Source organism: Brachybacterium sp. sponge (assembly GCF_001613775.1).
GTDB classification, from domain to species: domain Bacteria; phylum Actinomycetota; class Actinomycetes; order Actinomycetales; family Dermabacteraceae; genus Brachybacterium; species Brachybacterium conglomeratum.
Genome location: NZ_LRMP01000003.1, coordinates 348,524 through 368,077 on the forward strand (window position 1 = coordinate 348,524; position 19,554 = coordinate 368,077).

The 19,554-nt window shown below is 73.1% G+C and carries 15 protein-coding genes; 10 read left to right on the forward strand and 5 right to left on the reverse strand.

The genetic code is table 11. The annotated features are described in order from the left end of the window. The first annotated feature begins 195 nt into the window (after positions 1-195). The 9 genes from A4A78_RS14365 to A4A78_RS14405 all read left to right on the forward strand — a co-directional run bounded on the left by A4A78_RS14365 (position 196) and on the right by A4A78_RS14405 (position 9,302). A complete protein-coding gene (locus tag A4A78_RS14365; protein ID WP_062950440.1) occupies positions 196-2,412 on the forward strand; it encodes an ATP-dependent DNA helicase RecG in 2,217 nt (738 codons plus the stop codon). A 1-nt stretch (position 2,413) separates the two neighbouring features. Further along, a complete protein-coding gene (rsmD, locus tag A4A78_RS14370; protein WP_062950442.1) occupies positions 2,414-3,040 on the forward strand; it encodes a 16S rRNA (guanine(966)-N(2))-methyltransferase RsmD in 627 nt (208 codons plus the stop codon). A gap of 500 nt (positions 3,041-3,540) precedes the next feature. Then, a complete protein-coding gene (locus A4A78_RS14375) occupies positions 3,541-5,205 on the forward strand; it encodes an HNH endonuclease signature motif containing protein (protein WP_231881060.1) in 1,665 nt (554 codons plus the stop codon). A 202-nt stretch (positions 5,206-5,407) separates the two neighbouring features. Further along, positions 5,408-5,788 (forward strand): DUF3224 domain-containing protein, encoded by a 381-nt coding sequence (locus A4A78_RS14380; protein ID WP_062950446.1) that lies wholly within the window; start codon positions 5,408-5,410, stop codon positions 5,786-5,788. A 42-nt stretch (positions 5,789-5,830) separates the two neighbouring features. Beyond that, on the forward strand, positions 5,831-6,322 hold the full coding sequence (gene coaD / locus A4A78_RS14385) for a pantetheine-phosphate adenylyltransferase (protein WP_062950449.1): 492 nt from the start codon (positions 5,831-5,833) through the stop codon (positions 6,320-6,322). 4 nt (positions 6,323-6,326) lie between these two features. After that, positions 6,327-6,914 carry a DUF177 domain-containing protein gene (locus A4A78_RS14390; protein ID WP_062950451.1) on the forward strand — a complete coding sequence of 196 codons (588 nt, stop codon included), beginning with the start codon at positions 6,327-6,329 and terminating at the stop codon, positions 6,912-6,914. Beyond that, entirely contained in the window at positions 6,914-7,666 is a 753-nt protein-coding gene (gene rnc, locus A4A78_RS14395; protein WP_062950453.1) for a ribonuclease III, read from the forward strand. Before A4A78_RS14390 ends, rnc begins: the two co-directional genes overlap by 1 nt. 4 nt (positions 7,667-7,670) lie before the next feature. Then, positions 7,671-8,609 (forward strand): bifunctional DNA-formamidopyrimidine glycosylase/DNA-(apurinic or apyrimidinic site) lyase, encoded by a 939-nt coding sequence (gene mutM / locus A4A78_RS14400; RefSeq protein ID WP_062950454.1) that lies wholly within the window; start codon positions 7,671-7,673, stop codon positions 8,607-8,609. A gap of 63 nt (positions 8,610-8,672) precedes the next feature. Beyond that, complete coding sequence (locus A4A78_RS14405; protein ID WP_062950455.1) at positions 8,673-9,302, forward strand: response regulator transcription factor; 630 nt, start codon at positions 8,673-8,675, stop codon at positions 9,300-9,302. A gap of 3 nt (positions 9,303-9,305) precedes the next feature. On the opposite strand, the gene A4A78_RS14410 is transcribed toward A4A78_RS14405, so the two are convergent. The 5 genes from A4A78_RS14410 to A4A78_RS14430 are packed head-to-tail and all read right to left on the reverse strand — an operon-like array spanning position 9,306 to position 16,403. Continuing rightward, complete coding sequence (locus tag A4A78_RS14410; RefSeq protein WP_062950456.1) at positions 9,306-10,415, reverse strand: sensor histidine kinase; 1,110 nt, start codon at positions 10,413-10,415, stop codon at positions 9,306-9,308. Further along, positions 10,412-12,070, reverse strand: coding sequence for a thiol reductant ABC exporter subunit CydC (gene cydC, locus A4A78_RS14415; RefSeq protein WP_062950457.1), 1,659 nt, complete (start codon positions 12,068-12,070; stop codon positions 10,412-10,414). Before cydC ends, A4A78_RS14410 begins: the two co-directional genes overlap by 4 nt. After that, positions 12,067-13,749, reverse strand: a complete 1,683-nt coding sequence (gene cydD, locus A4A78_RS14420) for a thiol reductant ABC exporter subunit CydD (RefSeq protein WP_082835354.1) — start codon at positions 13,747-13,749, stop codon at positions 12,067-12,069. Before cydD ends, cydC begins: the two co-directional genes overlap by 4 nt. Then, positions 13,746-14,828: a cytochrome d ubiquinol oxidase subunit II gene (gene cydB, locus A4A78_RS14425; RefSeq protein ID WP_062950459.1), complete on the reverse strand. Its 1,083-nt coding sequence runs from the start codon at positions 14,826-14,828 to the stop codon at positions 13,746-13,748. The genes cydD and cydB overlap by 4 nt, the downstream gene beginning before the upstream one ends. Before the next feature lie 18 nt (positions 14,829-14,846). After that, complete coding sequence (locus A4A78_RS14430; protein WP_062950461.1) at positions 14,847-16,403, reverse strand: cytochrome ubiquinol oxidase subunit I; 1,557 nt, start codon at positions 16,401-16,403, stop codon at positions 14,847-14,849. 334 nt (positions 16,404-16,737) lie between these two features. Between A4A78_RS14430 and A4A78_RS14435 the strand changes: the two genes are divergently transcribed. Beyond that, positions 16,738-19,446, forward strand: a complete 2,709-nt coding sequence (locus A4A78_RS14435; RefSeq protein ID WP_062950463.1) for an Rne/Rng family ribonuclease — start codon at positions 16,738-16,740, stop codon at positions 19,444-19,446. Positions 19,447-19,554: the final 108 nt, after the last annotated feature.

The window sequence follows — 19,554 nt, forward strand, 5'->3', positions numbered from 1 at the left end:
GGGGTCGGTGACCTGGGTGAGCACGGAGGTGCGAGCCCCCGGCGGTCAGGGCAACCACGGAATCATAGCCCAGATGCCCCGGCGTCTGAAGAGGAGGGCCCGTCCACAGTCCTGTGGAGTCCCTCACGATGTCGCTGGGCAATGGCACGATGGGCACCGCACCAGCACTCTACCGGGACGGAAGGGGTCGCCACGATGGCCAGGAAGACCTCCGCCACGCGCGGCTCCATGCCGCTGACGGAGCTGCTGGTCTCCAAGGAGTCCAAGGCGATGGCCTCCTTCGGCGTGCGCGATCTCGACGCCATGCTCCGCTTCGTCCCGCGCCGCTACGTCGAGCCCGCCCCGCTGCGCTCCCTGCGTGAGATCTCCGAGGGGCAGGAGGTCAGCGCCATCGTGCAGGTCGAGTCGTTCCGCTCGCGGCAGATGAGGTCCCGCTACGGCTTCATCGTCGAGGCCACCGTCTCCGACGGCTCGGACGAGCTGCCGCTGACCTTCTTCCTTCCCAAGCAGCACCACGTCGAGTGGTACGCGAAGCGCCTCCCCGTCGGCGCCACCATCGGCGTGCACGGCGCGGTGGGCCGGGACGACTACCGCGGCGGACTCCAGCTCACCCATCCCGACTTCGAGACCGTCGAGGACACCGAGGAGGGCCGCGCCTGGGCGCAGCGCCCCCGCCCCGTCTACCCCCTGAAGCAGAACATCTCGCTCGCGACGATGCGCTCCGCGATGGAGAAGGGCCTCGAGTTCGCCGGCTCCGCCACCAGCGCCGTCCCCGCACAGATCCTGCGCCGCCGGAGCCTGCCCGACCTCGCCGAGGCCGCCCGGCTCGTCCACACCCCGCTGACCATGGACGACACCCGCCGTGGCATGGCCCACCTCCGCTTCGAGGAGGCCTTCGTCCTCCAGGCGATCTTCGCCCAGCGCCGCGCCCAGGACGAGCGCACCCCCGCCCCACAGCTGCGCGCCGAGGGACCGCTCCAGCAGCTCTTCGACGAGCGCCTGCCCTTCTCCCTCACCGACGGCCAGCGCGAGATCGGCGACCTGCTCGCCGAGCGCATCGGCAACGGCCACCCCACCAGCGCCCTCCTCCAGGGCGACGTCGGCTCCGGCAAGACGGTCATCGCCCTGCGCGCCATGCTCCGCGCCGTGGACTCCGGCCACCAGGCCGTGATGCTCGCCCCCACCGAGGTGCTCGCCGAGCAGCACCACCGCACCGTGCTCGAGCTCCTCGGCGAGCTCGGCCGCGCCGGCCAGCTCGACGGTGCGCCTGAGGCGACCCGGGTGCGCCTGCTCACCGGCTCCCAGCGCACCTCCGCGCGCCGCGAGACCCTGCTCGACGTGACCTCCGGCCAGGCCGGGATCGTGGTCGGCACCCACGCCCTGCTCACCGAGGGCGTCGAGTTCGCCTCCCTGGGCCTCGTCGTCATCGACGAGCAGCACCGCTTCGGCGTCGACCACCGTCGACGGCTGCGCGCCAAGGGCCCGCAGGGCATGAGCCCGCACGTCGTGGTCATGACCGCGACCCCGATCCCGCGGACCGCGGCGCTCGCGACCGTCGGCGACCTCGACGTGCTCACCCTCGCCGAGAGCCCCGGCCGCCGCGCCGGCGTCGAGAGCTTCGTGGTCCACGAGAAGCTCCCCGCCTGGGAGCAGCGCATGTGGCAGCGCGCCGGCGAGGAGATCCGCGCGGGCCGACAGGTCTTCGTCGTCTGCGCCCGGATCGACGAGGACGAGGCCGACGACACCCCCGCGCAGCCCGTCCTCGAAGAGAACGGCAAGGAGAAGACCCCCGCCCTCGACCCCGCCCGCGGCGTCGTCCAGACCGCCGAGCGCCTCGCCTCCCGCCCCGAGCTCGCGGGCGCCCGCATCGGCGTGCTCCACGGCCGGCTCAGCGGCGAGGAGAAGCAGCAGGTCATGGAGCAGATGGTGCGCGGCGAGCTCGACCTGCTCGTCTCCACCACCGTGATCGAGGTCGGGGTCGACATCCCCAACGCCTCGGTGATGATCGTGCTGGACGCGGAGCGCTTCGGCGTCTCCCAGCTGCACCAGCTGCGCGGACGGGTGGGCCGCGGCGAGCACCCCGGCCTCGCCTTCTTCGACACCAGCGCGGTCGTGGACGAGGTGCACTCACGGCACCTGCGCGCGATCGCCGATGCGCCCGACGGCTTCGCCCTGGCCGAGCTCGACCTGCGCCGCCGGGGCGCCGGCGACCTGGTGGGGGAGGAGCAGTCCGGCCTGCAGCGCACGCTGAAGCACCTCGACATGCTGCGCGACGCCCGCTGGATCGAGGCCGCCCGCGAGGACGCCTTCGCGCTCGTCGCTGACGATCCCGAGCTCGAGGGGCACCCCGAGCTGGCCGCCGCCGTCGCCGCGCGACTGCGCGATGCCGACCCCGACGTGGAGAGGAGCTGACATGCCGCGGATCATCTCCGGCACTCTCGGAGGACGCACCATCCCCGGCCCGCCCGGGAAGGGCACCCGCCCCACCTCGGACCGCGTGCGCGAGGCCCTGTTCAGCCGCCTCGACGGCTGGGACGCGCTCGCGGGCGCCCGGGTGCTCGACCTCTACGCGGGCACCGGCGCGCTCGCCCTCGAGTCCCTCTCCCGCGGTGCCGCCCATGCGGTCCTCGTCGAGGTCCACGGGCCGACGGCCCGCCAGCTCCGCCGCACCGCCGCGGACCTCGGGCTCTCCGACCGGGTCGACGTTCGCGCTGGGAAGGCCGCCACGGTCGCCGCAGGCCTCGCCGGCCACGGCGCGACCCTCGTCTTCCTCGACCCTCCCTACGACGTCGCCACCGACGAGCTCGAGCGGCTCCTCGTGACGCTCCGCCCCGCGCTCGCCGACGACGCCCTGGTCGTCCTCGAGCGCTCCTCCCGCAGCCGCCCTCTCGAGTGGCCCGACGGCTGGGCCGACGACGGCACGAAGACCTACGGCGAGACCGTGCTGCAGTTCGGAGGGCCGCTGGTCGAGGACGAGGACGAGGACGAGGACGAGGACGAGGACGAGGCTGCGGCGGACGGTGCTCCCGCCGCGGACTGACCGCCGCCCCGTCGGGATCGCGACGCTCGCGTCTCCCGCGACCCGGCATCACGCCCGCAGTCGCCTCGGCTCTCGTCGGCCGCGCCTCGAGGCGCACCTGCACTCCGTCCACATCGATCTGCCCGCGATTCTCGGTCCGGCAGAGCTCCATCCACAATTTAGGACCACCCCTTGCGCCCGTCGCGCATTTGTGTATTCCGGCAGGAGTCAAGAATTCGTCCCGGTGGGACGCGAGAGGCGAGGTGAGGCATTCTCGGGGTGGAGAGCCCGACGCTTGTGCTTCACGTACGCCGACCCTGATCTTCGCAGGTGACCCGCGAGTATCCACACGATGTGGAATGACTGTGCATTTGGTGCGAAGTTTCCTCCCCGCATCCCGGTTATCCACAAGTTCGGACAAGATGACGGCACCTCTGGAGAATGTCGGATATTGGTCGTAGAATGAGAAGCACGGAGCGGTCGACGAAGAACGCTCATCACGAGGCGGGGGAGGAGGAGCAATGGGAGACGACCCACGCCTCGACGTCCCGCCGCGCGCCGCATCTGCCCGCCCCAACGTCCCTGTTGCCTCCATCCCTGCCGCCACTGTCCGCCCGGGCGAGCCTCCGCGCCGCCCCGTGCGGGCCCGCCGGCCCCTGTCCCCGCAGTCCCTCGTCGAGCGCGCCGACGTCGCACCCCGCACCGCCGAGGCGGAGACGGTGCTGCGCATCTACCGCCGGCGCCGCGAGCAGCAGGCCGCCTTCTACGTCGCCGAGATGCAGGACCTCGCCTCCCTCTGGACCGAGGAGGACGAGGACGACGAGAAGGCCCTGCACGCTCTCGCCGCCGCAGCGGGCCTGCGCACGAAGCTCGGCCGGGGCGAGGTGCGGCTGCGCGACGCGCACGTCGCCGTCACCGACCTGCCCGCCTGCTTCGCCCGTGTCGGCGCCGGGGAGCTGCCGGTGGACTGGTTCGAGTGGCTGCTGCGCAGCGTGCTGCGCCTGACCTCCCACCAGCGCCGCCAGGTCGACGAACGGGTCGCAGCCTGGCAGCTCGACGCGATCGACGTCGAGCGCTTCTACCGCGAGCTGCGTCTGCTGATCGACTGGTTCGGCCGCGCCGCCGTGCAGGAGACGCCCCGCGAGCAGCGCGCCGTCCACCTCACCCCGTCCCCGGACGGCGATGGCACCGGCTGCCTCACCGTCGTCGGCCCGATCCCCGAGCTCCTCGCGCTCGGCCGCCGTCTCGACGGCGCCGCCCGCGCCGTCCAGGACGCTCAGCGCCAGGCGCTCGAGAGCGGAGCGCCGATCCCCTTCGACCTCGACGGCGACGTCGCCCGCGAGGGCCGGCCCATGCCGCTTCCCGCGCTGCGCTACGCGGTGATGACACGCTCCCCGCTCGCGACCGGCGCCGTCGAGGTGCCCGAGCCCGCCTTCCGGATCTCCGTCGTCGTGCCGATCCTGACCCTGCTGGGCCGCTCGCATGCGCCCGCGACGCTCGACGGCACCATCCCGATCCCCGCGCGCATGGCCCGCGAGCTCGCCGCGAAGGCGCCGGCCTTCGAACGCGTCCTCGCCGACCCGGCCAGGGGCGGCTACGCCCCCGCCGCCTCGAGGACCTACCGGGTCAGCCGCGCGATGGCCGAGAACCTGCGCCTCATCGACCCCGTCTGCGCCGTCCCCGGATGCGACTGCAACGTCATGACCGTCGGCGAGAGCGACCACATCGAGGAGTTCGACCTCGAGCACCCCGCCCGCGGCGGACCCACCACGATCGAGAACCTGCACCGCCTCTGCCGCCGCCACCACCGCATGAAGACCGCCGGACTGCTGGACCCGGTCCGTGACGAGACCACCGGCGTGACCCGGTGGAGGATCGGCGAGCTCGCCGTCTGTGACTCCAGGCCCGACGGCGACCTCGTCACCCGTGAGCTCGGCCAGCAGCTCCGCCGCGCCTGGGAGCAGTACGAGGCGGATCTCGAGTTCGAGGCGATCCTGCACAGCGGCGCGCTCGACGAATCGCCGCAGGAGCGACTCGACGCGATCGAGGAGCAGCGCTGGGGAGAGCACCTCCTGGAGTACTGGTCGAGACCCGACACCGGCGGCACCGGCGACTTGGACGACCCGGACGACCCGGGCCCGCCCGGCCTCGACCCCTGCGGCTTCTTCGGCCCGCCGCCCTTCTGACACCGCTCGTCCCACCGCGCACCCTCGACGAGCTCGGCTGGCCGCTGCACACCGGCCTGCCCACCCTCCGCTGCGACCGCAGCGAGGACGCCCGCGACCTCGGCTGCTCCGGCCACGCCCGCTCCCTCCGAGACGTCCGCGCCGTCACTGGCATGACGCCTTCGCCCTACGCCCGCCGCACCGGCGAGGACATACTGGAGCCATGACCAGCCACACCGCCTTCTTCACCGTGCAGATGGCCCCGGGCGCCCCGATCGACGGCGCCGCCGACCGCTTCTCCCTGTCCAAGACCTGGACCGGCGAGGCCGAGGGCACCTCCCGCGGCACCATGCTCACCGCCGGCGACCCCGAGACCGGCAGCGCCGGTTACATCGCCAGCGAGCTCTTCGAGGGCAGTCTCGGCGGACGCACCGGCACCCTCGCCCTCCAGCAGCTCGGCACCATGACCGGCGGCGCGCCCGCCCTGCAGTACGTGATCGTCCCCGGTTCCGGCACCGGCGACCTCGCCGGCACCACCGGCACCCTGGAGATCGGCGAGATCCACGACGACGGCCGCCACGAGGTGCGCTTCACGCTGGGCTGAGCCGCTCCCGCCCGCACCAGAGCCCGCACTAGAGTGACGGCCATGACCACCGTCGTCCTGCCTGGCTCCTTCGACCCCTTCACCCTGGGCCACCTCGATCTCACACGGCGCGCGACGGCCCTCGGCCACCACGTGATCGTCGCCGTCTCCCACAACCCCTCCAAGAAGGGGCTGCTGGACCTCGAACAGCGCACCGCAGCGATCCGCGCCGCGCTCGCCGACGAGGGCCTCTCCGAGCAGACCGAGGTGCGCACCCTGCCCCGCGGCCTGCTCGTCGACTTCTGCCGCGAGGTCGGCGCGGGCGCCGTCGTGCGCGGGCTGCGCTCCCAGCTCGACCTCTCCTACGAGGAGCCGATGGCGCGCATGAACCACCACCTCGCCGGGACCGACACCGTCTTCCTCCTCACCGACCAGTCCCTCGCCCACATCTCCTCCTCCCTCGTCCGCGAGGTGCACGCCCTCGGCGGTGACGTCTCCGACATGCTCCCCGCCGCCTCGCTGGAGGCGCTCCGGACCGCCTCTGACCTACGCTGAGCAGATGACCACCGACGCCATTCCCACCTCGCCGCTCGACGACGCCCTGCGCTTCGACGCCGTCGACCTCGTCGGCCGCACCGGCACGCACCGCCGCGTCGAGCACACCGTCCCCGCCCCGGCCCGCGAGGCCGGCGGCCTCGCCATGCAGGTCTCCGAGGGCGAGCCCATCGCGATCGAGCTCGAGCTCGAAACCGTGGTCGAGGGGATCTACGCCCACGGCACCGTCACCGCCCACCTCGAGGGCGAGTGCTCGCGCTGCCTCGACCCCGTCGACCAGGACATCGCCACCCGCTTCGACGAGCTGTTCCTCTACCCCGAGAAGATCAAGGCCGAGGAGCGCGAGGACTCCGTCCTGCTCGTCGACGACGAGGTGCGCCTCGGCCCCGTGGTGCGCGACGCCCTCGCGATGGAGGCCGACGAGCGACCCCTGTGCCGCGAGGACTGCCCGGGCCTGTGCGCCCAGTGCGGCTTCCGCATGGAGGACGACCCCGACCACCACCACGAGGTCATCGACGAGCGCTTCGCCGCGCTGAAGGGCCTGTTCGACGAGGACCCGAAGGACGACGACGCGCAGGACGGGAAGGCCTAATGGCGCGCAGGCGCCGCGCCGCCGAGGCCGCCGCCCCGCAGGGCCTGCTGGACACACTGCCGCTGGACGCCGGGCAGGCCGCGGACCTGACGGACTCCGGGCTGCTCGATCTCGCGCTCACGCACCGCTCCTACTCCTACGAGCATGACGGCCTCCCGCACAACGAGCGGCTCGAGTTCCTGGGCGATGCCGTGCTGCAGCTCGCCGTCACCGAGCACCTCTACGCCGCCCACCCCACGCTGCCCGAGGGCGACCTGGCCCGGCGCCGCGCCGCGACCGTCTCGACCCGGGCGCTCGCCGTGATCGCCTCCCGCCTCGACCTCGGCGCCTACGTGCGCCTGGGCCGCGGGGAGGACCTCACCGGCGGCCGTGCCAAGGCCTCGATCCTCGCCGACACCACCGAGGCCGTGATCGGCGCGGTCCACCTCGCGCTCGGCCAGGACGTCTCGCGCCGCTTCGTGCTGGACCTGCTCAGCCCGATGCTCGACTCCGACGAGTTCCTCGAGGCCGGCTACGACTTCAAGTCCCGCCTGCAGGAGATCGCCGCCGCGGAGGGCAAGGACGTGGCCTACACGATCACCGAGTCGGGCCTCGAGCACCAGAAGACCTTCACCGCGACCGTCACCGTCGAGGGGGTCGTCACCGCCCGCGGCGACGGCGCCTCGAAGAAGGACGCCGAGCTCGCCGCCGCCCAGAACGCGGTGCGGGGCGTCCTCGCCGAGCGCGGCGAGTCCCTCATCCCCAGGGGCTGAGCCGGTGCCCGAGCTGCCCGAGGTCGAGGTGGTGCGGCGCGGCCTCGAGCCCCGCACCGTCGGCCGCACCATCACCGCGCTCGAGGTGCTCGAGCCCCGCTCGCTGCGCCGACAGGCCGGGGGAGAGGACCGCCTGCGCGCGGCCCTCGTCGGCTCCCGGCTCACCGCCGTGGTGCGGCGCGGGAAGTTCCTGTGGTGGCGCCTCGCGGAGGCGGACGGGTCCGAGGCCGGGGAGGCGCTGATGGCGCACCTCGGCATGAGCGGACAGCTGCGGATGAGCACGCCCGACGCGACGGCCGCGCCGTCGGTCGAGCTGTCCGAAGGCCCGGCCTCCGACCCGCTGCGACACCGCCGGGTCAGCCTGCACCTGGACGACGGGGCGCGGCTCGACTTCGTCGACCAGCGGATTTTCGGCGGGCTGTGGACGAGTCCGCTCCTCGAGGCGGAGGGCGGGGCGCTCGCCGGCGTGGGCAGCCCCGACGCCCTGCTGCCGGAAGGCGCCTCGCACATCGCGCGCGACCTGCTGGACCCGGCCGCGGACCTGTCCGGCATCGCCGGCGCCCTGCGCACCCGGCGCAGCGCAGTCAAGACGCTCCTGCTGAACCAGGAGATCGTCTCCGGGATCGGGAACATCTACGCCGACGAGGCGCTGTGGGCGGCGCGGATCCGGTACGACACCCCGGGCACCGCGCTCGGCCCCCGTCAGGCGCCGGCGCTGCTGCGCGCCGCCCGCGACGTGATGGAGCGGGCGCTCGAGGTGGGAGGGACGAGCTTCGACGCGCTGTACGTGAACGTCGACGGGCGCAGCGGGTACTTCGCCCGCAGCCTCAACGCGTACGGCAAGGAGGGCGAGCCGTGCCCGCGCTGCGGCACCGTGATGCGGCGCGTGATGCACGCGAACCGCTCCTCGCACTTCTGCCCGCGATGCCAGCGGGGACGCTGAGACCCGCGTCGTCCCCGGTGCGATAGATTTCGACGTGCCCGCCGAGATGAGGAAGGACGCCACGTGACAGCGACCCAGCAGGACGGCCCGATCCGCGTGATGCTCGTCGACGACCACGAGGTGGTCCGCCGCGGCATCGTCACCGCGATCGACGCGAGCCCCGCCCTCACCGTGATCGGCGAGGCGTCCTCCGTCGCCGAGGCGACCCGGCGCCTCCCCGCCATCCGCCCCCAGGTGCTGCTGGTCGACCTCCAGCTGCCCGACGGCACCGGCATCGACGTCATGAAGGTCGCCCGCGAGCTCGACCCCGAGCAGAGGATGCTGGTGCTGACCAGCTTCGACGACGACGCCGCGCTGCGCGAGTCGCGCGCCGCCGGCGCCGCCGGCCTGATGCTGAAGTCCGCCCGCTCCCAGGAGATCGTCGAGGCGATCCAGGCCGTGCACGCCGGCCGCCCCGTCTGGCCCGCCGATCACGTCGAGGACGGCCCGGACCTGTCCGAGTCCGACCAGCGGATCGTCGAGCTGATCGGCGACGGGCACTCCAACCGCGAGATCGCCGATGCGCTCGGCATCGCGGAGAAGACGGTGAAGAACCGCGTCACCGTCATCCTGCAGACCCTCGGCATGCAGCGCCGCACCCAGGTCGCGGCGATGGTCGCGGCCCGCCGACGGGCGGGCTGGAAGACGCAGTAGGCGTCACGCCACCGGCAGCGTCACCCGCCACGAGATCATCGTGCCCGGCTCGAGGGTGATCGCATCCACCCAGCCCGAATGGCGCCGGGCCCGCGAGGACATGTTCGCGAGCCCCGAGCGGCGCCGCACCGTCGGGTCGATGCCTCGGCCGTTGTCCGAGACGTTCACCTGCACCACCCGGTCCACGCCCTCGGAGAACACGCTCACGGAGACCGCGACCGCGCTGGCATGCGCGTGACGGGCGGCGTTGGCGAGGCACTCCCGCACCACCGCGACCACGTCGTCTGCGATCTCCGGCGGCAGCTCCGAATCCATCTCCGCGGGATGCGGGGGCAGGCGCAGCGAGGGCACGAAGCCGAGGCCCGCGGTCGCGAGCCCCACCTCGCGGCGCAGCTGCTCGGTGAGCGTCGCCTCCGCCCGCTCGCGGCGCAGCGACTGCACGATCAGCCGGATCTGCGCGACCGCGTTCTCGACCCCCTGCACGGAGGCCGCGACCGAGGAGCGAATCCGCGCCTTCGACGGGGTCACGTCCGGGGAGCCGAGGGAGTCCACCAGCCCCTCGAGCTCCATCCCCACCGCGAACAGCTCCTGGATCGCGAGGTCGTGCAGATCGCGCGCGATCCGTCCGCGCTCGTCGTCGATCTCGGAATCGGCCTGCAGGGTCGGGACGCGCAGGGTGAGGCCGACGAGCCCCGCGAGCGCGTCGAGCCGCTCCCGGTCCGCGGCGGTGAACTCCTCGGAGCCCTCCGGGCGCAGCACCCCGAGCAGCCCGGTGCCGTGCTCGGCCGCATCGATCACGGCGAGCATCACGCGGCAGCTCTCCTCGCCGAGGGCGAAGGTTTCGATCCGCTCGAGCGCATCGGCGTCGGCGTGCTCGAGCGCCACGCCGATCGGATGCGCGGCGGGCACCTGCTCGCCGAGCAGGGCGGGGGCGTCGGGCCCGTCGACCATCTCGATCGTCCACGCCTCGCGGTCCAGGGGCATCACCAGCACGGCGCTGCGCGCGCCGAGATCGGTGCGGGCCGAGCGGAGCATCAGGTCCAGCAGGTCCTCGGTCTCCCCGCCGGCGAGGACGGCGCCGGCGAGGTCCTGGATGCGGGGGCGGTCTCTCATCGGGGCTCTCCGATCCTAAGCACGGGCGTGTCGGCGGGGACCGCCTCGGGGCGATGGGTGACGACGACGACCGTGGACGAGGCCGGGACGAGGGACTCGTCGCCCGGGGTGAGCAGCGCCGCGAGCAGGGCGTCGCCGCGGGCGGTGTCCAGGTGCTCGGTCGGCTCGTCCAGCAGCAGCACCGGCCCGCGACGCACCACGGCGCGGGCCAGGAGCAGGCGACGACGCTCGCCGCCGGAGACCGTGGTCCCGTCCGGGCCGAGCATCGTCTCGAGCCCGTGGGGGAGGGTGGCGAGCCAGTCGTCGAGGCCGACGGCGGCGAGCGCCGCGAGGGCCTCCTCATCCGTCAGGTCGCCGCGGACGACGCGGAGGTTCTCCCGCAGCGTGGTCGCGAAGACGTGCCCGTCCTCGGCGAACATCGTCACCGCTTCGCGCAGTGAGGCGGCGTCGGTCGAGACCTCGCCGCCCAGCGGAGCGAGGAGCCCGGCGAGGGTCGCCAGCAGCGTCGACTTCCCGCTGCCGGAGGGGCCGACGACCGCGAGGCGGGAGCCGGGGGCGAGCTTGAGGTCCAGGCCGCGGACGCACGGGGCGTCGGGGGACCAGCCGGCCGTGAGGTCGCGGGCGGTCAGGGTCGCCGTGGCGGGACGCTCGGCGGGGACCGGGGCGGAGTCATCGCCTTCACCGCCCTCGCCACCTTCGCCGATCAGGGCGTCGAGGCGCTCGGCGGCGGCGCGGGAGCGGGCGTGCTGGGTCGCCGCGGCGGGCAGGGCGGTCGCCGCCTCGAAGGAGGACAGCGGCAGCAGGAGCAGGATCCCGATCTGTCCGGCGGAGAGGTCGCCGGAGGTCCAGGCGGCGCCGGCGGCGAGCAGCGAGCCGGTGACCGCCAGGACCATGCTCGCGGGCACCGCGGCGGCCGCGAGCGCGGCGGGGCGGGCGGCCCGGTCGATCGCGGCGTCGTGCGCGGACTGCGCGGCGGCGAGGCGGGCGAGGGCCCCGTCGAGCCGGCCGTCCACCCGCAGCGAGGTGGCGTCGTCGAGGATCTCCAGGGAGTGGGAGGTGACGTCGCCGCGGGTGGTGAGCACGGCCTGCTCGGTGAGCGCGGCGGCGCGGTGCGCGAAGTACGGCGCGGCCACCGCCGCCAGCAGCAGCGAGGCCGCCATCGCGGCCGTCGCGGGCAGGGACAGCGGGGCGAAGGTCGCCAGCACCACGACGAGCATCACGGCCGCGACGAGGGCGGGCACGATCGCCTTGATGACGTGGTCGCCGAGCTCCTGCGCGTCATCGCCCAGCCGGGAGAGCAGCTCGCCGCGCCGCAGCCGCGTCAGGGCGTCATCGGTGCGGGAGGCGAGCGCCGTGAACAGCGAGGTGCGCAGCGAGACCACGCCCCGCAGCGCCACGTCGTGGGTGAGCATCCGCTCCAGCCAGCGGAACACGCCGCGGGAGACGCCGAGGGCGCGCACCATCACCACGGCGACGGTCAGGTCGAGCACGGGCGGCATGGTCCAGGCGCGGGTGACGAGATAGGCGGAGACCGCGGCGAGCGCGAAGGCGGAGCCGAGGGTCGCGACCGCGGCGAGGACCGCGGCGAGGAGCCGCGCGGGCGGGATCGCGAGGGCGCGCTCGGCGCGGCGCAGCGGGGCGGCCTGGGCGGTCATGCGGAGACCTCCGCTCGCGAGTCGACGGAGAAGATGTCATCGGCCGCCTCGACGAGGCGGGAGCGGTGGGCGACGACGAGCACGGTGCGGCCCTGGGCGCGCAGCTCGCCCAGCAGGTCCAGCACGATCTGCTCGGCGGCGCCGTCGAGATGGGCGGTTGGCTCATCGAGCACGACCAGCGGGGCGGGGGAGAGCAGGGCGCGGGCCAGCGCCAGGCGCTGACGCTCGCCGAGGGAGAGTCCCTGCCCGCGGCGGCCCAGGTCCGCGTCGAGGCCGCGGCGGGCGATGACGGTGTCGAGGCCGACGGCGGCCGCGGCGGCCCCGAGCTCGTCGTCGTCCGCGTCCGGGCGGGCGGCGGCGAGGACCTCGCGCAGGGTGCCGGGCGGGAGCACGGGCCGCTGGGGGAGCAGCGCGATCTGGTCCCAGAGGCTGCGGCGCTCCAGCTCGCGCACGTCGGTCGCGGTGCCGTCGGCGGCGATCACCTCGGCGCGGCCGTGCTCGGGCTCCAGCAGGCCCAGCAGCACCTGCACGGCGGTGGTCTTCCCGGCGCCGGAGGGGCCGGTCAGCGCGGTGATGCGGCCGGGGCGGACCTCGATCTCGGCCGCGTGCGGGGCGAGGCCGTCGCGCGAGGCGACGCTCACACCGCGCAGGGCGAGGGTCGCGCCGGCGAGGGCGGGGGCGGGACGGGTCCCGTCGGCCGGGGCGTGCTCGTCGAGCACCTCGAAGGCCGCGCCGACCGCGGCTAGGCCGTCGGTGGAGGAGTGGTACTGGGAGCCGACATTGCGCAGCGGCTGGTACACCTCGGGGGCGAGGACCAGCACCGCGAGCGCCGGGGCGAGGTCCATCTCCCCGTAGACGAGCCGCATGCCGATCGACACCGCGACCAGCGCCACGCACAGCGTGGCCAGCAGCTCGAGCACCATCGAGGAGAGGAAGGCGAACTTCAGCGAGCCCATGGCGGAGGAGCGGTGGCGGTCGCCGAGGGTCTCCACCACCCGCTCCGGGCCGCGCTCGCGGCCGAGGGCGCGCAGGGTGGGCAGGCCCTCGACGAGGTCCAGCAGCTGGGACCACAGGGAGCGCATGTCCGCCAGCAGCCTCTCGGAGCGGCCCACGGTCATCTTCCCCACCAAGATCATGAACAGCGGCACGAGCGGCAGGGTGACCAGGGCGATCACGGCGCTGAGCGGATCGAGCAGCCCGATCGTCAGCAGGCACAGCGGGGTGACCGTCGCCGAGAGCATCAGCTGGGGGACGTAGCCCACCAGATAGGGGCGCAGCTTCTCCAGCCCCGTCGTCGCCAGTGCCGTCACGTCCGCGCCGCGGCCGGCCCCGGCCCGCGGGCCGAGCCGGGCGGCGTGGGCGAGGACGCGGGCGCGCAGGTCGCTGATCGCGGCGGTCGCGGCGCGGTGCGCGGTCGCCTCCTCGACCAGCACCGCCCCCGCCCGCACGGCGAGCGCGAGGACCAGCAGGGCTAGCATCCCCGGGGCGCCTTCGGGGACGTCCCGCTCGACGAGCAGCCGCGCGCCGAGGTGCGCGATCACCAGCGCCGTGACGATCACGCAGGCGGCCTGGACGAGCCCGAGGACCACGGTCCTCGCGACATGGGCGCGCGCGGCGCGCACCTCCCGGACCAGACGGGGGTCCAGGGGCGCTCGCCGCGCGCGCGTGGGCGTGCTCACTCCTGGCCGAACGCTTCCCGGTAGCCCGCCCGGGCCCGCTCGACGAGGCCCTCGCCGGGGGCGGGGGAGTCCTCGTCGGTGATCCGATGGCGGAAGACCCGGTAGGTCCAGATCGTGTACGCGATGACGATCGGCAGCAGGATCGCGAGGGCGATCAGCATCACCGTCAGCGTGTGCTCGGTCGAGGAGGCGTTCGCGACGGTGAGCGAGTTCGCCGGGTCGTTGGAGGCCGGCATGACGTACGGGAACAGGCCGCCGAACAGGGTGATCGTCGCCGCGGCGATCGCGGTGGTGGTCGCGCCGAAGGCGAGGCCCTCACGACGGGCACGGCCCAGCGGCACCACCGCGATCAGCGCCACGGCCGCGATCGCGAGCGGGATCAGGGTCCACGGCGTGTTCGAGTGCGCGAGCTGGAACCACAGCAGGTAGGCGGCGCCGGCCACGATCGTCGGCCACACGAGCCGGCTCGCGAGGCGGTGGGCGTCCTCCCGCAGCGGGCCCTCGATCTTCAGCGTCAGGTACAGGGTGCCGTGCAGCCAGAACAGCAGCACGAACACGAGCCCGCCCAGCAGCGCGAAGGGGTTCAGCAGACCCAGCAGCGAGGTGGTCACCCAGTGGTTCTGGTCGATCGCGACACCGGCGACGATGTTCGAGAAGGCCACGCCCCACAGCAGGGCCGGGGCGAAGCCGCCGATCACGTGCACCACGTCCCAGGAGGTGCGCCAGCGGTCGTCCTCGTGCTTCTCGCGCCACTTGAAGGCGCACACCCGCACGATCAGGACCAGCAGCAGGAGGAGCAGGGCGAGGTAGAAGCCGGAGAACAGGGTGGCGTACCACTCGGGGAAGGCCGCGAAGAGCAGCGCGCCGCCGGTGATCACCCACACCTCGTTGCCGTCCCAGACGGGGCCGATGGTGCGCAGGATCGTGCCGCGGGTGCCGGTGCCGCGGCGCCAGAAGGCGGCCACGTTCATCTGCACTCCGAAGTCGAAGCCCTCGAGCACGAAGTAGCCCAGGAAGAAGAAGCCGATCAGCGCGAACCAGAGGGTCTGCAGGACCGTGGGGTCGAGCATGGTGTCCATGAGCAGGTGGGTCCCTTCTCAGTAGTCGAAGGAGAGGGTGGGCGTGTCGAGCTCCTCGGTCTCCGGGTCCCGCTGCGGCAGCGGCGCGCCCTTCAGCGCGGCCTTCTGCATCATCCGGAACCAGATCACGGCGAGCACGCCGTAGACGAGGGTGAAGGCGACCAGCGAGGCGAGCACCATCCACGAGGGGTGGGCGGAGACGCCCTGCAGCGTCATCAGCCGCACCGTCGGGTCGTCGGGATTGGGGTGGACGACCCAGGGCTGACGGCCGATCTCGGTGAACACCCAGCCGGCGGAGTTGGCGAGGAACGGCATCGGGATCGCGAGCACGGCGAACCACTGGAAGGCCTTCGATCCGGTGGTGCGGGCGTTCTCTCCCTTGCCGCGGGTGACCCACAGCGCCCAGAGGGCGAGGATCCCGCTGAACGCCGCGAGGCCCATCATCAGGCGGAAGGACCAGTAGGTGACGAAGAGGTTCGGGCGGTAGTCGGCCTCGACCTCCTCGCCGTGGATGTTCGTCGCGGTCTCGCCGAACTCCTCCTTGTACTGGGCGTTGAGGTCGTCGACGCCCTGCAGCGTCGCATCGAAGGTGTGGGTGGCGAGGAAGGAGGTCACGTACGGCACCTCGATGAGGTGGGTGACGTCCCCGCACTGCTCGGCGAAGGCGTCGGGGCCGCCGATGGTGAGGATCGAGAAGCTCGCACCGGTCTCCGTCTCGCACAGCGCCTCGGCCGACGCCATCTTCATCGGCTGCTGCTTGAACATGATCTGGGCCTGGAAGTCGCCGGAGATCACCAGCACGATCGCGGAGACGAACATCGCCACCACGCCGAAGCGGACGGTGGGTCGGTAGAGGTCACGGGCGGCGCGATGCTGCTCCTGGCCCTCCTCGGTCTCCAGCCCCATCTCGCGGGCGGCCCGGTGGTGCTTGACCATGTGCCAGGAGGCGACGCCGGTGAGGAACGCGCCGGCGACGAGCCAGGCGCCGGAGACGACGTGGGGGAAGGCCGCCATCGCTGTGACGTTCGTGAGCACGGCGAGGATCGAGCCCTGCGAGGGGTCGAGCTCGGCGCGCCCGGTCTCGGGGTTCAGCAGCGCGCCGACGGGATGCTGCATGAACGAGTTCGCGGCGATGATGAAGTAGGCCGAGAGCGTGGTGCCCAGCGCCACCGCCCAGATCGTCAGCAGATGGATCTTCTCGGGCATCTTCCCCCAGCCGAAGATCCACAGGCCCAGGAAGACGGACTCGAGGAAGAAGGCGGCGAGGCCCTCCAGCGCCAGCGGCGCACCGAAGACGTCGCCGACGAAGCGGGCGTACTCGGACCAGTTCATCCCGAACTGGAACTCCTGCACGATGCCGGTGGCGATGCCGATGCCGAAGTTCACGATCAGCATCGAGCCGAAGAACTTCGTCATCCGGGTCCAGGCGTCCTTGCGCACGGGATCCTTCGCGAACACGGCACGGGTGTTCATGATCGCGACGAGCAGGGACAGCCCGATCGTCAACGGCACGAAGATGAAGTGGTACACGGTGGTGATGCCGAACTGCCACCGTGCCAGGTCGAGGGCTTCCATGGATCCTCCCGAGTGGACGACACGCTGTCATGAAAACTAGAGCGGCCGCGCGCACCGCCCCGGGGACCATGGTCCCCCTTCCGCGGCGGCAGATGCACGCTGTGCCATACTGGCCGAGGCACTCTTCTGCTCCGTACCGAGCGGGGGAACCTCCCGGCGTCGTGACGTCGAGCACCGGCCACGCGGACTCACCGCGACCGCAGTGCTCCCCGCGATCGGCATCGCAGCGCTCCCGCGTGGAGCTGCGCGACGGCGAGGGCCAGAGACTTCCGTCCCCAGGGACGATGACCAGACGGGGCCAGGGTGCGCTGGCCCTCCAGAAGGAGACGGCCGCATGGCTGACAGCACCCAGAATCCCGAGAACGACGCGTCGAACGACGGAGCACCCCCGGCACGGCGACGCCGCCGCGCGGGAGCCCCGGCCGGCGCCCCCGCCGTGACCCCGGAGCCCGCCGCGGCGCCCGAGGACGCCGCGCCGCGGACCGTCGTCGCCCCCCAGTCTGAGGAGCCCCTCGAGGCCGCGCCCGCCGCGCCGACGCGCCGTCGCCGCCGGGCCGGGGCGCCGGCGGGAGCGCCGACCTTCCAGGCGCCGACGGCCCAGCCGACGCAGGAGCCCGCGCCGGAGCTCGAGGCCGACGAGCAGCAGGAGCAGGCGCAGGGGACCGCCGCGAACCCCGTCCTGGACGATCTGAAGGCCCTCGCCTCCGCGACCGGGACCGCGAGCGAGACCTCCGCCGCCGCCGAGCCCGAGGTCGACGAGGACCGGGCGCGCCGCCGCGAGCAGGTCCAGATGGACTTCGCCTCCCTCCTCTTCCAGGCGCCGACCCCGCAGCCCCGCACCACCGTCGCCCCGCAGGACGAGGACGACGAGGACTCCCGCGACGAGGAGGAGGCCGAGGAGACCCGCGACGAGGACGCCCAGCCCTCGCGCCGCAGCCGGTCCCGCAGCCGCTCCCGCCGCTCCTCCTCCCGCGAGCAGGACGCGCCGCAGGACGAGGACACGGACCAGGACGACTCCGAGGACACCGACTCCGAGGGCGAGGACGACAGCGCCGACGGCTCCGCCGAGAGCGGCTCGGGCTCCTCGCGCCGCCGCCGTCGTCGCGGGGGCCGCGGCCGTCGCGGCCGCGGGCGCGGGGAAGACGACTCCCAGAGCGGCGACCGCGGCGCCGAGGACAGCGCGCAGGAGGACTCCTCCGAGGACGAGGAGACCGAGGACGGCTCGGGCGAGGAGAGCTCCGGCTCCTCCTCGGGCGGCTCGAGCTCCAGCTCGCGCCGTCGCCGCCGTCGCCGCCGCTCGGGAAGCAGCGGGGACGACGGCTCCTCCCCGGACGATCCGCCGAACACCGTGGTCAAGGTGCGCGAGGCGCGCGACGAGGTCAAGGCCGTCAAGGGCTCGACCCGGCTCGAGGCCAAGCGTCAGCGCCGCCGCGAGGGCCGTGACGCCGGCCGTCGCCGCAGCGTCATCACCGAGGCCGAGTTCCTCGCCCGCCGCGAGTCCGTCAAGCGCTCGATGGTGGTGCGCGAGCGCCAGGGCAGCACCCAGATCGCGGTGCTCGAGGACGACGTGCTCGTCGAGCACTACGTCGCCCAGAAGTCGCAGACCTCGATGGTCGGCAACGTGTACGTCGGCAAGGTCCAGAACGTGCTGCCCTCCATGGAGGCCGCCTTCGTGGACATCGGCAAGGGCCGCAACGCCGTGCTCTACGCCGGCGAGGTCAACTGGGACGCGGTGGGCCTCGAGGGCCAGCCGCGCCGCATCGAGCTCGCGCTGAAGAGCGGCGACCCCGTGCTGGTCCAGGTCACCAAGGACCCGATCGGCCACAAGGGCGCGCGCCTGACCAGCCAGATCTCCCTGCCCGGCCGCTACGTCGTGTTCGTGCCCGGCGGCTCCATGACCGGCATCTCCCGGAAGCTTCCCGACACCGAGCGCAACCGGCTGAAGAAGATCATGCGGCAGATCATCCCCGAGGACGCGGGCGTGATCGTGCGCACCGCCGCCGAGGGAGCGAGCGAGGAGGAGCTCACCCGCGACGTCGAGCGCCTCACCGCCCAGTGGGAGAAGATCCAGAAGTCCCAGAAGTCGCGGTCCGCGCCCGTGGCCCTCTCCCAGGAGCCCGACATCGCCATCAAGGTGGTGCGCGACGTCTTCAACGAGGACTTCACCTCCCTGATCGTCGAGGGCGGCAAGGTCTACGACGACGTCCACTCCTACGTCTCCGAGGTCGCCCCCGACCTGCTCGAGCGCGTCACCCGCCATGTCGGCGACAAGGACGTCTTCGCCAAGCACCGCATCGACGAGCAGCTGCTGAAGGCGATGGACCGCAAGGTGTACCTGCCCTCCGGCGGCTCCCTCGTCATCGACCGCACCGAGGCGATGACCGTCGTCGACGTGAACACCGGCAAGTTCACCGGCTCCGGCGGCTCCCTCGAGGAGACCGTCACCAAGAACAACCTCGAAGCGGCCGAGGAGATCGTGCGCCAGCTGCGGCTGCGCGACATCGGCGGCATCATCGTCATCGACTTCATCGACATGGTCCTCGAGGCGAACCGCGACCTCGTGCTGCGCCGCCTCGTGGAGTGCCTGGGCCGGGACCGCACCAAGCACCAGGTCGCCGAGGTGACCTCGCTGGGCCTGGTGCAGATGACCCGCAAGCGCGTGGGCCAGGGCCTGGTGGAGACCTTCTCCACCACCTGCGAGCACTGCCACGGCCGTGGCATGACGGTCGACATGGACGCCGACGGCGGCCACAGCCACCCCCAGGGCGGCGGCAGCGGCGGCGGCGGCGAGGACGGCTCCAAGGGCGGCTCCTCGCGCCGGCGCGGCCGACGCGGACGCGGCGGGGCGAAGGACGAGGACGAGCACGGCGGCGACGCCGGCGGCTCCGAGGAGTCCGGCGACGTCCACCGCCTCGCCGACGACGAGGACAGCCGTGCGCTGACCCGCGCGACGATCGCCTCGATCGCCGCCGCCTCGGGCAGCCACAGCCAGCCCGAGGTCGTCGTCGACGGCCAGGTGGTCGATCCCGACGGGGACCAGTGAGCTGTTCCACACGGTGTGACGGCGTTCTCGCTGGTCGGGGCGTGTCCCATGGTTGACCGGCTGTTCACGGGATCGTAAGCTGTCCCCTGGCGCAAACGCGTCGCAGTC